Origin of the sequence: Collinsella sp. TF05-9AC (assembly GCF_003438495.1) — a bacterium.
Lineage (GTDB): Bacteria > Actinomycetota > Coriobacteriia > Coriobacteriales > Coriobacteriaceae > Collinsella.
Genome location: NZ_QSSH01000028.1, coordinates 1 through 15434 on the forward strand (window position 1 = coordinate 1; position 15434 = coordinate 15434).

At 58.9% G+C, this 15434-nt stretch carries 11 protein-coding genes and 1 pseudogene; 6 read left to right on the forward strand and 6 right to left on the reverse strand.

From position 1 onward, the window contains the following. On the forward strand, window positions 1-229 hold a 229-nt coding region (locus tag DXC52_RS10280), incomplete at its 5' end, for a hypothetical protein (RefSeq protein ID WP_233504905.1). 105 nt (window positions 230-334) lie between these two features. On the opposite strand, the gene DXC52_RS07820 is transcribed toward DXC52_RS10280, so the two are convergent. The 3 genes from DXC52_RS07820 to DXC52_RS07830 all read right to left on the reverse strand — a co-directional run bounded on the left by DXC52_RS07820 (window position 335) and on the right by DXC52_RS07830 (window position 2133). Further along, window positions 335-1600, reverse strand: coding sequence for an ATP-binding protein (locus DXC52_RS07820; RefSeq protein WP_158554618.1), 1266 nt, complete (start codon window positions 1598-1600; stop codon window positions 335-337). A gap of 144 nt (window positions 1601-1744) precedes the next feature. Continuing rightward, window positions 1745-1867, reverse strand: a complete 123-nt coding sequence (locus tag DXC52_RS07825; protein WP_233504906.1) for a helix-turn-helix domain-containing protein — start codon at window positions 1865-1867, stop codon at window positions 1745-1747. A 41-nt stretch (window positions 1868-1908) separates the two neighbouring features. Then, window positions 1909-2133, reverse strand: coding sequence for a hypothetical protein (locus DXC52_RS07830; protein ID WP_229071601.1), 225 nt, complete (start codon window positions 2131-2133; stop codon window positions 1909-1911). A gap of 102 nt (window positions 2134-2235) precedes the next feature. Here DXC52_RS07830 and DXC52_RS07835 point away from each other — a divergent pair. Beyond that, window positions 2236-2508 (forward strand): annotated as a pseudogene (locus tag DXC52_RS07835) (ATP-binding protein); the annotation flags it as partial. A gap of 137 nt (window positions 2509-2645) precedes the next feature. Here DXC52_RS07835 and DXC52_RS07840 read toward each other — a convergent pair. Beyond that, the gene (locus DXC52_RS07840; protein ID WP_147330612.1) at window positions 2646-3659 is read right to left on the reverse strand and encodes an LPXTG cell wall anchor domain-containing protein; all 1014 of its coding nucleotides are present in this window, start codon (window positions 3657-3659) and stop codon (window positions 2646-2648) included. A 28-nt stretch (window positions 3660-3687) separates the two neighbouring features. Continuing rightward, on the reverse strand, window positions 3688-4731 hold the full coding sequence (locus tag DXC52_RS07845; RefSeq protein ID WP_147330613.1) for a hypothetical protein: 1044 nt from the start codon (window positions 4729-4731) through the stop codon (window positions 3688-3690). 177 nt (window positions 4732-4908) lie between these two features. Here DXC52_RS07845 and DXC52_RS07850 point away from each other — a divergent pair, with 177 nt between their 5' ends. Then, on the forward strand, window positions 4909-6765 hold the full coding sequence (locus tag DXC52_RS07850) for an ABC transporter ATP-binding protein (protein WP_117746817.1): 1857 nt from the start codon (window positions 4909-4911) through the stop codon (window positions 6763-6765). Beyond that, complete coding sequence (locus DXC52_RS07855) at window positions 6766-8625, forward strand: ABC transporter ATP-binding protein (RefSeq protein ID WP_117746818.1); 1860 nt, start codon at window positions 6766-6768, stop codon at window positions 8623-8625. Between the two features lie 27 nt (window positions 8626-8652). Here the strand turns inward: DXC52_RS07855 and DXC52_RS07860 are convergent, their stop codons facing one another. Beyond that, window positions 8653-9918: an ATP-binding protein gene (locus tag DXC52_RS07860; protein ID WP_117746819.1), complete on the reverse strand. Its 1266-nt coding sequence runs from the start codon at window positions 9916-9918 to the stop codon at window positions 8653-8655. Window positions 9919-10250: 332 nt separating this feature from the next. Between DXC52_RS07860 and bilS the strand changes: the two genes are divergently transcribed. Together bilS and DXC52_RS07870 are read left to right on the forward strand one after the other, a co-directional pair. Further along, window positions 10251-10802, forward strand: coding sequence for a flavodoxin family protein BilS (bilS, locus tag DXC52_RS07865; protein ID WP_117746820.1), 552 nt, complete (start codon window positions 10251-10253; stop codon window positions 10800-10802). A gap of 580 nt (window positions 10803-11382) precedes the next feature. Continuing rightward, a complete protein-coding gene (locus DXC52_RS07870) occupies window positions 11383-15381 on the forward strand; it encodes a fibronectin type III domain-containing protein (protein WP_158554619.1) in 3999 nt (1332 codons plus the stop codon). Window positions 15382-15434: the final 53 nt, after the last annotated feature.

Genomic DNA, 15434 nt, shown 5'->3' on the forward strand with positions numbered 1-15434 from the left:
GGCTGCGCCTGCGGGATCGCTCGACTACCAAATATCTCGCCGCCGGCCGGGCCACTTCGTCCAAAAATCACCCGTAAAGGCGCATTTATCTGAAGAATTGAATCCCGTGTTTTGTGCTGCTTGTTGGCGTTGCCTGGGCATCGGTGGCTATGTGCTTCAAGAGACGGCGGCGTTGCCATTTGTTTTTACAAGTAAAGAGGTCCGTTTGCGAACGAGCTTCGACTACTGAAGATGCGATGTTCGCACTAACGACATAGCGTAATTACGGCATTGTTGGTTTACGCACAAATTGAAGAAATCTAAAAGATGCGTCGATTTCACTTCGCCCGCAGCGTTACGGTGCGAGAACGTCCAATGGAACAACTTGGACGCCGCGGTCGGTAACATAGGCTTGTGAACCAAATCCAATAATCGCTACTTTAGAAACCGGCGGGGTGTTTCCGGCAGCAACCATCCGCTCTTCGACGGCAACAAGATTGTCAGATGCCTCTTCGATTTGAGCGGAACTGAGCTTGACCTCAACGGGAATCCACATCCCACCTGGAGCCGCTATGACAGCGTCGACCTCAAGATCGCGGGAATCGTGATAGTGATAAAGGCCCATTCCGTTTGCCCTCGCATAGACCCATAGATCATGGAGCGCCAACGATTCGAAAAGCAGCCCAAGTGTCTTGAAGTCTGACAACAACGTCTCCACAGTCGCCCCGAGCGCAGCCGCTGCAAGCGACGGGTCGGCAAGATGATGCTTACGCGCCTCCCTCAGATGCACCGGAGATCTCATCGCGGGATTCCATGCGGGGATATCGCAGACGAAACTCAATCTGCTAAGAAGGGATATGTATGATGCCGCTGTTTGTCTCGATACGTCGCCACCCAAATCGGCCACAAGCGTCTTGAGCGTTGCAAGAGTGGATTCGTTGCGCGCCAACGACGCGATGACGGCTTTCACTTTCTCAGGATCTCGTCGAGAGCCATCGACGCGGGGGATGTCTTCCTCAGCGACTATCTCGATATATCGTTTTGCCGTCGCGGACGCAATTCGCGCGTCACGCCCAATCGACGCCGGCCATCCACCGCAAACGATGCGCTCGGCGATCTCGGCAGAACCCATCGATCCGAAGGCGCCCCTGAACTTTTCGCCAGAAATGATGCCCGACAGCTTAACCGCACCGCTAGATTTCCCAAGTTCGAAAAGCGTCATGGTGTCCATGCGCAATTTAGCGAACCTTCCAGCGCCACTGTGCATCGGCCGCTCATTGTCTCGCGGTGTCGCCGACCCCGTAAATATGAACTGGCCAGGCTCGCCGCCGCGGTTGTCGCACTCAAACCGTGCCGCGTCCCAAAGTTTCGGAACCTCCTGCCATTCGTCGATCAGCCGCGGCACCTCGCCAGAAACGGCAAGCGCCGGGTCCGTCTCGGCACGGAAGCGATTCTCGAAGTTGCGCGACGGGTCCATGAGGAGGAGCCTGGACGCCGCACGGGTCCCGGCCGTGGTTGTCTTCCCGCACCATTTAGGTCCTTCGATGAGAACGGCACCGAATATCCCAAGCATCTGGTCGAGCTCATTTTCGATAATTCTAGCGTAGTACTTATTTGGCATAGTTTTCACCATTGCTTACCAGCGCGTTTAACCAAATTTACAGTTTTCATTTAACCAGATTCCAATTATTTGATTAACCAGATTTGCATATTTCGGTTAACGAGACAGATTAAACATGAACGAGCCAAGTCAGATGAGAATCATCTACTCGACACCGCGCATGAGCTCCGAAATGGTGATGTGAAAGCCGTCGGCAATCTTCTTGAGATTTGAAAGGCTGACATTGCGCTGCCCGACCTCAATGCTCGCGTAGTAGGAGCGATCCATCTCAATTAAATTAGCGGACGGAGTGCCCGGGCTCGTTGCGCCTAGGGCGCGGCGGGGTCGGCGACGTCGGAGGTGTCGATCTCGCCAAGAATGGCGAGCCGGCTGATGAACGGGATGCCCTCGGGTTCGTCCACCTCGACGCCGCCGAGCACGATGGTGTTGTCACGCATGTCGATTTGGGTCGTGAACACGGCCTGATCGCGGCCTGAGGCGATAAAGCCGATGCCCGCGAGTACGATGCCCGCGGCAATAAGCCCGCCCGCCACGGCGAGGTAAATCTTCTTCTCCGCTGGTCATGGTACTCACTCCTTTCTACGCCGCGAGATACGCGGCAGCAGCCCGGAGAGCGTCGCCCCCGCCGCGAACTCCTCATCCTGGACGAGCTGGGCTACGTGCCGCTGGACATCGAGGGCGCGAGGCTGCTGTTCCAGGTGATGTCGGTGCCGGAGGGCAGGCAGAGCATGATCGTCACGGCCAACATAGAGTTCAGCAAGTGGGTGACCGTGTTCGGCGACGACAAGATGGCGGCGGCTGTCGTGGACAGGCTCGTCTACACGGGCAGGCTCGTGGAGTTCAACGGCGCAAGCTGCAGAATTGAATCCCGTGTTTTGTGCTGCTTGCTGGCGTTGCCTGGGCATTGATGGCTACGTAGTTCAAGAGACGTTGCTGCTGCTTGGATTTTGCAGTTAAAGAGGCCCGTTTCCCTGGTTTTGGTTGGGGAAACGGGCCTCTTTTGGGTTTGGGTTTGTGGATTGACGAAGGTGACGTTCGTCGGCAGCTATTTTGAGTTCTTGAGGCGGCGGGTGGCTGCGGCGGTTATTCCGAGTCCCATGGCGGCGATTCCTGCTAGTGCGATTGCGCTCGGCGTTGTGTCGCCGGTGTTTGCGAGCTTGTCGGCGGTCGTATTTGCTTGCTTGCCGTTGCTTGTGTTCGCCTGCTTGGAGGGGCTCGGTGCGGTGTCTTTGCCGGTCGCGGGCGAGCTGGCGGGCTGTGTCGTCTCGGCCGGTTGCGCCGAGCTGGAGGGAGGCGTTGTCTCGGTCGGTTGCGTTATCTCGGGCGAGGTGGCCTTGTCTGCCGCGGCCTTTGCCTCTTCGTATGCCTTGCAAGCGTCGTCATAGGCCGCCTGTGCCTTTTCCAAATCGTCGGTGAGCGCATTTCGCTTGGCTATGTCCTCGTCGATGCGGGCTTTGACTTCCTTCGCCTCACTTTCGAAATGCTGAACCTGTTTTTCCTGGCTTTCGAGCCGGCGTTGGTAGTGGTGAAGATCATCTTCACAAGATTTTTCTCGCGTTTCTGCCGCCATGATCTCACTGCGCAACTGCTTAATATGCTCCTTAATAGCTGTGCTGGGCTCCTCGTCGCCGAGTGCTTCAAGTGCCTTATCTAATTCTGCCTGAAGGCCGCTTGTCCGGTTGTGGGCCTCATCGTATTTGGCTTGGGCTGCATCGACATTCGCCTGCATGGCGGGAAGGGGTTCCCTCCATTTGGCGGCTTCCGCCACTATCATGTCGTAGAGTTCTTGAAATGCGGCAATGTCATCATCGATTTCCGCAAGTTTCTCGGGACTTGCGGCCTCTTTTGCGGCTTCGAGGTTTTTGAGCGCTTCCTGCATGGCTGCATACGCTTTGTCTTTTGCGGCGGCCGCATCTTCCGTCTGCAAGGCAACTGCACCGATGGGGGAGCTCGTTTCTGCCGCGATCGCCGTTGCGGGGGCGATTCCTGCGACAAGCGCCACGGAGAGGGCGATGCCCATAGTTGCTCGTCTTGCTCTTCTTGCGAGAATGTCGTTCATCTCGGCACCTCATTTCAAGGGTCGGAGGCTATTTTGAGTTCTTGATACGGCGTGTGGCTGTGGCGGTTATTCCGAGGCCCATGGCGGCGATTCCTGCTAGTGCGATTGCGCTTGGCGCTGGGTCGCCTGTGTTTGCGAGCTTGTCGGCGGTCGTATTCGCTTGCTTGCCGTTGCTTGCGTTCGCTTGCTTGGCGGAGCTCGGTGCGGCGTCTTTGCCGGTCGCGGGCGAGCTGGCGGGCTGTGTCGTCTCGGCCGGTTGCGCCGAGCCGGAGGGAGGCGTTGTCTCGGTGGGTTTCGTTATCTCGGGCGAGGCGGCCTTATCTGCTGCGGCTTTCGCCTCTTCGTATGCCTTGCAGGCGTCGTCATAGGCCGTTTGCGCTTTTTTCAAATTGTCGAGGAGCGTATCTCGCCAGGCTATGAACTGGTCGCTATGGGCTTTATATTTCTCTGCAGAACGTTCACAGTCATTAACTCGTCTTTCCTGACTTCTGAGGCAGCGCTGGCACTCTCTTAGCTCCGTTTCGCAATGGCCTACATGCGATTTCGCCCCTACCATCTCATTTTGCAACTGCCTTATTTGCTGTTTAGTAGTTTCGACAAACTCCTCGTAGCCGAGTGCTTCGAGTGTCTTAAGCATCTCAAGTTTTTTGTCTAATTCTGCCTGGAGCTCGCTTACCCGGTTGATGGCCCCGTCGTATTTGGCTTGGGCAGCATCGACGTTCGCTTGCATGGCGGGAAGGAGTTCCCTCTCTTCGGCGGCTTGCGCCACCATCTTTTCGCGGAACTCTTGAAAACGGGCAATGTCATCATTGAATCTCGCAATTTTCTCTGGACTTGCGGCGTTTTGTGCGGCTTCGAGGTTTTTGAGCGCTTCCTGCATGGCTGCATACGCCTTGTCTTTTTCGGTGGCCGCGGTTTCGCTCGAGGCCGCCGTCTGCAGGACAACTGCATCGACAGGGGAGTTGGTTTCTGCCGCTATCGCCGTTGCGGGGGCGATTCCCGCGGCAAGTGCCAGGGAAAGGGCGATGCCCATGGTTGCTCGTCTTGCTCTTCTTGCGAGAATGTCGTTCATCTCGGCACCTCATTTCAAGGGTCGGCGGCTCAACTTGGTAGCACTAAGGTAAGTATATCAGGCGATTGACCTGCTCTTGAATCTCGCCAGAAATGACTCGTTGTTTACGCATGCTCTAGGGCGACAGTACTATCATGGTTCGAATTGAGTGTGAATGATGATAGGGAGCGCCTTTTTATGATTGAGTTGCTCAGGCGTTTTGGCGGTAAGTTTCGCCGGTATATGGTGATTGGCCCTGCGTGTAAGCTGATCGAAGTGATCTTTGACCTGCTGACGCCGCTGGTGATTGCCCAGATGATCGATAAGGGTATTGGCGCACACGATGTCAACGCCGTCGTCCACTACGGTATGCTGCTTGGCGCCATGGCCGTGATCGGCATCTCGTTTACGCTCGTCTGCCAAAAGATGGCGGCGCTCACCTCGCAGGGCATGGGCACCGATATCCGCGGCGCGCTCTACGAGCACATCAACAAACTGAGCTATGCCGAACTCGACCGCTTTGGCACGCCGTCGCTTATCACCCGCATCACCAACGACGTCAACCAGGTGCAGCTCGCTGTGGCGCTGGGCGTACGCATGCTCATCCGCTGGCCCTTCTTGGCGGTGGGCTCTATGTGCGCGGCCCTTGCCATCGACCTTAAGCTCGGCATGATCTTTTTGATTTGCACGCCCGCCATTGGCCTGGTGTTTTGGTTTGTCATGGCGCGCTGCATTCCGTACTACAAGCAGCTGCAGGCAAAGCTCGACCGCATCGCGCTCATTTGCCGCGAGGGGCTTTCGGGCGCTCGCGTGGTTCGCGCCTTCGTGCGCGAGGACCACGAGCGCGAGCGCTTTGCCCAAGCCGCCGATGACCAGGCCAATACTGCCATCGCGGTGGGCAAGCTCTCCTCGATTCTCAACCCTGTCACGTTTCTCGTGATGAACCTGGGCGTGTGCGCCATCCTGTGGGTGGGCGGCATCCAGGTCAACGTGGGCGAGCTCACGCAGGGTCAGGTCATGGCGTTTGTGAACTACATGACGCAGACCCTGACCTCCATCGTGTACGTCGCCAACCTGGTCGTGGTTTTTACCAAGGCGAGCGCCAGTGCGTCACGTATCAACGAGGTGCTCAATTGCGTGCCGAGCATTACCGACGAGGGCAATCAGCCGGTCGCACTGCCCGAGCCGAGCGAACTGGCGGGTGGCGCTGTTTCGGTCCCGGCGCTGAGCTTTGACCATGCGAGTTTTTCGTTTGGCGCGGGCGCGGCAAATGCCGTGAGCGATGTGACGCTGGAGCTGCTGCTGGGCAAAACGCTTGGCATTATCGGCGGCACGGGTAGCGGCAAGTCCACGCTCGTCTCGCTTATCCCGCGCCTGTACGATGCGAGCACTGGCAGCGTGAGCGTGATGGGCGCCGACGTGCGCACCTGGCCGCTCGATCAGCTGCGCCACGTGGTCGCGACCGTTCCGCAGCGCGCGTCGCTCGTGAGCGGCACGATCCGCAGCAACCTAACCTGGCGCGACGAGTCGGCGACCGACGAGGAGCTTTGGGCGGCGCTCGATATGGCGCAGGCCAGCGAGTTCGTGCGCAACAAGCCGCAGGGGCTCGACGCCCCGGTCGAGGCGGGCGGCAAGAACTTCAGCGGCGGTCAGCGTCAGCGCCTGACCATCGCACGTGCCCTGGTGGGCGCTCCGCAGGTCCTAATCATGGATGACTCCGCCTCGGCGCTCGACTTTAAGACCGACGCGGCGCTTCGCCATGCCATCCGCGAGCGCAGCGTGCGTGGTGCCGCCGAGGGCGGGCTGCCGCTCACGACCGTCATCGTGAGCCAGCGCGTCTCGACCGTACGCGACGCCGACATGATCTGCGTGCTCGACCACGGCTCGGTTGCGGGCCTGGGCACGCATGACGAGCTGTATGCAAGCTGCCAGCTCTATCGCGAGATTTGCCAGTCGCAGCTGCGCCGCGAGGAGCTCGAGGGTCAGCAGGGGAGCACGGCGCCCGCGTCCGCACCGATCGCCCCGGCATCCGTCTGCGCAAAGGAGGGCTGCTAAATGAATCCGTATACTTCTTCCGGTTCGGTCGCCACGATGACGGCCAACGTGTCCGGCAACGATAACCTCAACGACTTGGGTGACGGCCCGCGTCAGCCCGGCGACCCCGAGCGCTACCCCGTGGGCGCGGTGGCTCGCCGCCTGCTGGGCTACGTCCGTCCGCATCGCATTTCATTTACGGCATCGTTTGTGAGTGCCGCCGTCTCGGTGATCTTGCAGCTCTATACGCCCATCCTCATCGGCGAGGGCATCGACCTCATCGTTGCCGCCGGGCAGGTGGACTTTGACGCGCTGCTGCCGCTCGTCACCAAGCTGGCAATTGTCGTGGTGGGCGCGGCGGCCTTCCAGTGGCTGCAGGGCTACTGCGTCAACCGTCTGTCCTACGAGACGGTGCGCGACATGCGCGTGGAGGCGAGCGACAAACTCAGCCGCATGCCGCTCAGCTTTATCGACAGCCATGCCCACGGCGACCTTATGAGCCGCGTGGTCAACGACGTCGACCAGGTGGGCGACGGCCTGCTGCAGAGCTTCACGCAACTCTTTACCGGCGTCATCACTATCGTGGGCACGCTCGCGTTTATGCTGTCCATCAACCTGACCATGACGCTCGTGGTGGTGCTCGTCACGCCGCTTTCCATCTTTGCCGCCGGCGCCATCGCCAAGCTCTCCAACAAGAGCTTTACAGCGCAGCAGCGCATTCAGGGCCAGCTGGGCGGCCATATCGAGGAGTATGTGGGTGAGCAAAAGCTCGTGGACGCCTTCGCCTATGGACCGAACGCGCAGCAGCGTTTCGACGCCCTCAACGCCGAGCTCTACACCGCGGGTGAGCGCGCGCAGTTTATGGGTTCGCTCTCCAACCCCGGCACGCGCTTTATCAACAACATCATCTATGCCGTGGTGGCCGTGATCGGCTGCGTTGGCGTGATTACGGGCGTGCCCGCGGCGCTCACGGTGGGCGGTGTGCAGATCTTCCTGTCTTACGCCAACCAGTACACCAAGCCGTTCAACGAGGTCACCAACGTCATCACGCAGATCCAGACGGCCTATGCCTCGGCGCGCCGCATGTTTGCGCTGCTCGATGCACGCGAGCAGGAGCCCGATGCCGCGGATGCCGTTGAACTCACAGCCCCGCAGGGTGAGGTCGCCTTTGAGCATGTGGACTTTAGCTACGTGCCCGACCGCAAGCTGCTGCAGGACATCTGCATCGACGCCAAGCCCGGTATGCGGTTTGCCCTCGTTGGCCCCACGGGCTGCGGTAAGACGACGCTCATCAACCTGCTGCTGCGCTTTTACGACATCGATGCCGGGCGCATCGTGGTCGACGGGCATTCCTCGCGCGACTACACGCGTGAGAGCCTGCGCCGCGCCTTTGGCATGGTGCTGCAGGACACCTGGCTGTTCGAGGGCACGGTGGCCCAGAACATTGCCTACGGTTGCCCCGATGCCACGCGCGAGCAGATTGTCGAGGCCGCCAAGCGCGCGCACGCGCACAAGTTTATCGTGCAGCTGCCAGGCGGCTACGATACGGTGATCGGCGAGGACGGCGGCACGTTTAGCCAGGGTCAAAAACAGCTGCTGTGCATCGCGCGCGTCATGCTCACCGATCCGGCGATTCTGCTGCTGGACGAGGCAACGTCGAGCATCGATACACGTACCGAGCTGCAGGTGCAGGCGGCATTCGACGAGCTCATGGCCGGTCGCACGAGCTTTGTCGTGGCGCACCGCCTATCGACGATCCGTAACGCCGATTGCATCCTAGTCATGCGCGACGGGCAGATTATCGAGCGTGGCACGCACGACGAGCTGCTAGCGGCAGGCGGCTTCTACGCCGAGCTCTACCGCAGCCAATTCGCCCAGTGAGCAAGACGCGGGACATGTAACGCAGCGCTAGGGCGCGAGCGTGTCAACGGGGGCAACGATGATGCCCTCGGGCGTTGTGTGGACCGGCATGCCGAACCCGATGACGATGAGTTTGGCCGCGGGAGGCCTCTCGCCACGTTCGACCAGCTTGCGCTCGAGTCGAAGCAGGTTTGCAGACGCCTCGGGGATCTGCGGGCTTCCGAGTTTTACTTCCACGGCAATCCAAGTCCCATCGCGCCTGTGTATGACGGCGTCGACCTCGAGATCGTCGACGTCGTGGTAGTGGGACACCGATGAGTCATTTGCGGCGGCATAGACCTTAAGGTCGTGCAGGACGAGGGATTCGAAGAGCAGTCCCAGCGTTTTCGGGTCAGATGCCAATGACTCCGGATTTGCTCCGAGCAGCGCGACGGCAAGCGAAGGGTCGGCGAGGTGCCTTTTCGCACTTTGCCGCAGCTTTACCGGCGACCTGAGCGCCGGATGCCAAGCCGGGATATCGTCGATGATATTGATTCGTCTCAGAGCATCCATGTATCTGGAGACCGAATTCTTCGAAACGCCGGTACCGATATCTTTATCGATGGACTTCGATCCAGCAAGTGTCGACTCATTTCGCGCAAGCGATGTCAAAAGAGACCTGACCTTGACCGGATCACGTTTGACGCCGTCAGTTCTAGAAACATCCGATTCGCATATGCCATCAACATAAGCAGCGGCAATCCGCATAGCATTTTCAGTTGTTTTCCCCATCGCTTGAGGCCAACCACCGCGACACAGCAAATCGGCGATGCCGGCGACACCAGCGATCGATCCGACCGCCTGCTTGGCGGGGTGGCCGGAAAGCAGCGCTCTAATCGAAGCCGCGCCCGAAGAAACGCCGAGCTCAAACAGCGTCATGGTATCCATTCGCAATCTAGCTATTCGCCCAACGCCGCTATGCATTGGCTGCTTCGAATCTTGCGGCGTTGCTGAGCCCGTAAGAATAAACTGTCCGGATTCTCCCTGTCTTGCGTCACACTCGAAACGTATGGCATCCCATAGTTTTGGTTCTTCCTGCCATTCGTCGATGAGTCTAGGCGACGGTCCTGCTATTGCCTGCGCTGGGTCGATCCGAGCCAACTGGAGAGCGGAAAAATTTCCAGCCGGATCGGAAAGAGACAAGGATGATTTGGCAAAACGTCTGGCCGTAGTGGTCTTTCCGCACCACTTCGGGCCTTGAATGAGAACCGCACCGAAGATATCGAGATTATGCCTGATTGCCTTGTCGATGCATCTGTCTACATACCTATCCATACCGTCACCTTCTCAACTTGCCTTGATTATGTATTTTACCAGCTGCGTGGTGACGATTGACGGTAATCTGTGGTGACGATTGATTACGAACTATGGTGACGATTGGCGGGTATCTGTGGTGACGGTTGTCATCGATTCGGGGCATAGGGCAGCTTAGCTGTCTCAAAGCTTATAGATTTCGGGGCTTGCGCTGCGGGCGTTTTTGTCCATTGATGTCGCCTGCGTCGCCAATCGGCAGACGGTGGTTTACATCTGTCACGTTAGTACTAAGATATTCATCTAATAAATTGCATTAGTGGCTTTAGTTTTGGGGGAAACGAGGCAACGTGACTATGACATGCTCTTTGGTGGTTAACAGCAAGAGCGGTAATACCAGGATGGTTTCGGGCGCGATCAAGCGCGCTCTGCAGGCTGCGGGCGTTGAGTTTGTCCATGCCGCGGCGTTGAGCGACGATGCGGACGCAGATCAGGTTGCGCGCGAGGCGCAGGGCGCCTGCGCGGCCGACACGGTGCTCGTCGGTTTTTGGTGCGACAAGGGCGCGTGCACGCCTTCGGTCGCGGCGTTGCTCTCTGCCTTGCACGGCAAGCGCGTCTTCCTGTTTGGCACCTGCGGTTTTGGCGCCGACCAGAGCTATTACCAGCAGATTATCGATCGTGTGACCTCCAATTTGGCCGATGACGCCGAGCTTGCGGGTTGGGCCATGTGCCAGGGCAAGATGGGCCCCGCGGTCAAGCAGCGCTACGAGGCCATGCTCGAACAAGACCCCGACAACGCGCGCTTTAAGATGCTGCTCGACAACTGGGTTGCCGCAAAGGATCACCCTACCAAAGAAGACCTCGAGGACATGTTCGCCGCCGCCAAGAAGGCCGTGCTGGGCGCGTAGGTCCATCTTCTAAATGCAATGCCCGCCACCCGGGAGGGCGGCCCTTTATCGATGGAAGGCCTCATAAGCTGAAGTTCAATCCCCGGGATGCGTCCAGAGTGGGACGTGCTTTCCCGATGGGCGGGGTTTCGGAAAGTGCGTCCCGGAATTTGAGCTTAGAGTGGGACATGCTTTCCCAAAGGCCGCTCAACGGGAAACCGCATCCCACTATTAGCCCGAGAAACGGGATGCACTTTCCCAAAGAGAGCCAACGGGAAACTACGTCCCACAATCAGCTTCCAAAGTGGGACACACTTTCCCGTTGAGGGTTGTTCCGGAAAGTGCATCCCGGAAATGGGCTTTGAGCTTGGACGATGCTCCCCCAGTACCTCCGCTTTTAAAAATGAGACACGCCGTTGGCGGAAATGAGACACGTGGAACTGGGCATCGGACGTACTATTCGTGGAATGAGCCGCTCCATTCGAGTAAAGTGAGGTCCCTCATGTACGTTCCGCACCCCCGTATCCGTAGGCGGTCGAAAATCCCGCTTGCCGGGACGGCGGCGCTTGCTGCGTTGATTGCAACGAGTGTCGTCTGTTTTATGGCCACGCCCCAGGTTGCCCAGGCGGCAGACGCGCCCGCAATCACCGATATGACCGAGCAGGACTATAGCGATTTGGGCCTGGGCACGAGCGAGGACATTCCGGCCGATACCGTTGGCCCCTACTCCACCACCACTCCCACGACGTTTGCCACGCGCAGCGAGGTCTATATGGCAGTTAACGGTAGCCATGGCAATCGCTACACTCTGCGCGACAAGCTCGAGAACGTCGAGCGCGGCGATCTTGGCGGCAGCAGCAAACTCACCGATGGCTATGGAAGTGTGTGGGGCGCCGCAAAGTTCTGGCAAAATGTCAACAGCTTCGATACGGGTAGCGACCTCTACAAGCACAGCGATTACGGCGGCGGCGACTGGTCGTACCTAAGCAACAATGGGTCATCAACAGTGCTTGCCAACGAGAACAGCGACTTCTCGGGCATTCACGCCACGAGCGTCGAGTTCTGCAGCGACGCCAAAACGGGCAAAAAGAGCCGCGTCGCCGAGCTTCGCGCCTATGGCGACAGCTCCTCTACCACGATCGACGGCAAGTCGTACTCCGGAAAGATCGAGCTGGTCCTCTTTTCGTTTGCCAACGGGCGCACGCGCAAGCTCGATACACGCCTGCCGGTGACGGTCAACACCAATATGATGTACGAAGGCCGTTTTAAGTATCTGGATGCCGGTTATCTGCAAGAGCACGATGCCGTCTTTGATGTCGAGGCGGGCGATGTCGATGGCGACGGTGTGGACGAGCTTTTTGTCTACGCGGGTTGCTATGTCGACGAGAACGGCGTGCGCAAGGCCGTAGTCGACATGTACGACCTGGAGGGCGGCAACTGGAAGCAGAGCGTCGTTAAGATCGATGCCGGTAACGCCGCTGACTACACCACGCACAACAAGGGCGGGAACGATTCCTGGACGCAGCTTCAGTCAGCTCCTGTCGTTTCGCTGGCGGCCGGCGACCTCGATCGCGATTTTTGCGATGACCTCGCCATCGTGGTCTCGGCACCCTACGGCAAAAAGAATATTGATAAGTCGACGCATTGCGAGCTGTTCTCGTGGGATGCATCCAAGGGTGCGCTCGTCCATGTCGATGCTCTGGGTGACGCGGGCGCAATCTCCCTCTCCGCGAACGGCAAGACCATGGTTGCCGCGAATGCGACATTCGGCACGTTTGCCGCCTACGATGAAGAAGGAAAGAAGACGGGTGAAACCGTCACGGGCCTTATTCTTGCGGGCTATGACTGGCAAAGCAGCACTTTTGATTACGGCGCCTCTGACGGCAGCAAGGGGCTGTACGGCGCGCTGTACCGCTACGCGTATTTTGACTCGGAGTCTGGCGAGTTCAAACTTTCCGATTGCAAGGAATACAGAGACGGGCTCCTCGCCTCCTATGGACTGATGCATGTGCCCAACAGCGCATGGAAGGATAGTGCTCAGGATAAGCGCTATCCGTGCACCTTGGCACCTATTGCTCTTGCCACTGCCAACCTTGACGGTCTGTCCGAGCAGCCGGCGGTCGACGAGGTGCTCGTGGGCGGCGATGTGTTCCGCGACTTTGCCTGCAACACAGCGCAGAGCGGGGCCCAGGGCTTGGGTTCCATGGTCGGAACCATGAGCATGAGCGGCCAGCAATACAACAGTAGCAACAAGCATGACCACAAGGGTATCGAGCAGGTGTGGATCAGCGATGTCAAGGCGGGCAGCGTCTCGGGTTCGGACCGCTATAACGAGAGCTTTATCGCCGTGGTGGGCAAGCACCGCGATGAGGACCTGCGCAAGAACGATGACTACTATTGGATGACCGCCTCGCATTTTTCGCTCGACGAGAACGGAAAGGTGCGCCGCGGCGAGGAGCAGGTGATTAGCGAGAGCAACCGTCGCGGCACTACCTATGGCACATTTATCTCGCTCGCGCTGCCCGATGTCGACAATGACAGCGTCAAGATTACGTACAAGGACCGCTACAAGGTCTATACCAACCCGCGCGTGCTCGCCGTGCTGCAGGATGCTCCCTATGTTGAGGATCTGGAGCAGGCATACGGCTATCTGGTGTTGGGCGGTACGGAATATGGCGAGGGCACGAGCACAGGGCAGATTCACGGCGGCACTATTGGCGCCGAGTTGGGCGTTGCCGTCGAGGTACAGACCGGTCCGCCCCTGGTGGCGATTAATGCTTCAGTCGATTTTGCCGCCGAGGGATGCTATGACTATCGGAGCGAGCGCACAGTGAGCGCCAGCGTAAGTTATGAGTCGCATGCCGGCGAAGGCGACAAGGCCGTGCTCTACACGATTCCGATGGTCTATTACGAGTACGAGATCGAAAATGAGGAAACTGGCGGCAAGGGCGTGATGGCGGCGCCCGTGTCGCTCGGCGCGCAGACCTCGGTCGTTAATGTCGAGGCCTATGACCGCGTTGCCAAGCAGCACAACATGACGCCGCTCAGCTACTTTTTGACCAACCGGTCGGGAGAGCCCGACAGCTATTACACGGCGCTCAACGGTACGACTCCCGTGCAAGATTCCTTTGGTCTGGGCAAGCCCGGCGTGACGCGCGCTTACACGTACGATGGGTATAGCGGTGCTGTCGCGCAGTCGGGGGCGAGCACTACGCAGACCATCGAAGTCGAGGAGGGCGAGGAGCAGGAGTTTGAGTACGGCTTTACGCTGAACGGCAGCGTTGTCATGGGCGCGAAGCTTGCAAAGCACGAGTTATTTGGCGGCCTGTGCTTTGGTGCCAACGCCGGCTTTACTACGGGTAACTCCTCGAGTGAATCGACCGAATACGGCGGCACCGTCGACAACCTGCCCGAGGCCGCGAAGGATAAGTACGGCTTTGCGTGGCGCCTGGGCGTCAACGCGGTGGATGTCAACAAGTTCGAGGACGGCTCGGGCGACAAACTCGGCACCAAGGACACCGATCAGTTTTGGATCGTGGGCTATGACGTCAAGGACGTCGAGATGCCCGAGGCGCCGGCCGTGACGGGCTTTACGGCAAACGCCGTTGATTCGACCAGTGTCGCGTTTAGCTGGGACGACGTGCTCGCAAACAGGGGTGGCTTTAGCTACGGCGTGGGTATGCTGCAGAGTAACGCGGCCGACGCCATCGTCAACAGCTGGAAGATCGCCGACAATACGCAGACCTCGCTTACCTGGGACGGGTTGCAGCCCAATACGGAGTATCGATTTGCCATTGCCGCCGTTAAGAATGGATCCACGACCGAAACGGGTATTCGCTCGGCAATTATTACGGTCAAGACCATGCCCGAGGGCATGACGATGAGCGTGAGCGGACCTGCGGCGGATGATGAAGAGGGGGAGAGTATCGAATACGATTCCTCGATCGAGCGCGCAGCGGGAAGCCGCCTGACGCTTTCGGCGATCGGCAACGTGACGCAGCTCGGTGCCGACGGTAGCGAAACGGAGCTGGCGCCGACATACATCTGGTACCGCAAGGGCCGTGGTGAGACCGAGTTCAAGCGTGTGGGTGCCGATGGCAACCTCGAAGCCGGAACGGCCTCGACGCTTGGGATTGACCTGACCGCAGATGATGACGGTGCGCAGTACTACTGCCATGTGGGTTACAACGACGTCGGCCTCGATACCGGTGTGACACTGGTGAACATCGCGGCCGAGGAGACGAAGCCCACAACGGTGAACGCCGCTCCGATCCGCACACGCCGCCTGTTCTCGCAGGCAAGCGCGGGCGCCAAGAAGTTCTTGGACCATACGCTGGTAAACACTGCCGGCCCCACCGACTCCGAAGGCCCAAAGGACCCCGAGACTCCGGCAACGCCTGAGACCCCGTCTGGCCAGGACAAGCCAAAGTCAGACAACGGCACCGACGCCAAGACAAAGACCAAGACTACGACCACGGCCAAGAGCCTCGCAAACACCGGCGACCAAACATTCGCCCTAGTTGCCACCGCAGCGGCAGCGGGTGTAACGCTCGTAGTAATAGCCCTCATCATGCTGATCAAACGCCGTAAGAACCACTAGCAGCCAGTCGAACATATCGACAAACTAAAACCCGGGTAGCCAAACAACTGGCT

Bases quoted from the DNA above. Each gene is read 5' to 3' on its own strand.
- DXC52_RS07820 (WP_158554618.1), bottom strand. From the start codon at position 1,600: ATGCCAAATAAGTACTACGCTAGAATTATCGAAAATGAGCTCGACCAG.
- DXC52_RS07825 (WP_233504906.1), bottom strand. From the start codon at position 1,867: ATGGATCGCTCCTACTACGCGAGCATTGAGGTCGGGCAGCGCAATGTC.
- DXC52_RS07840 (WP_147330612.1), bottom strand. From the start codon at position 3,659: ATGAACGACATTCTCGCAAGAAGAGCAAGACGAGCAACTATGGGCATC.
- DXC52_RS07845 (WP_147330613.1), bottom strand. From the start codon at position 4,731: ATGAACGACATTCTCGCAAGAAGAGCAAGACGAGCAACCATGGGCATC.
- DXC52_RS07850 (WP_117746817.1), top strand. From the start codon at position 4,909: ATGATTGAGTTGCTCAGGCGTTTTGGCGGTAAGTTTCGCCGGTATATG.
- DXC52_RS07855 (WP_117746818.1), top strand. From the start codon at position 6,766: ATGAATCCGTATACTTCTTCCGGTTCGGTCGCCACGATGACGGCCAAC.
- DXC52_RS07860 (WP_117746819.1), bottom strand. From the start codon at position 9,918: ATGGATAGGTATGTAGACAGATGCATCGACAAGGCAATCAGGCATAAT.
- bilS (WP_117746820.1), top strand. From the start codon at position 10,251: ATGACATGCTCTTTGGTGGTTAACAGCAAGAGCGGTAATACCAGGATG.
- DXC52_RS07870 (WP_158554619.1), top strand. From the start codon at position 11,383: ATGGCCACGCCCCAGGTTGCCCAGGCGGCAGACGCGCCCGCAATCACC.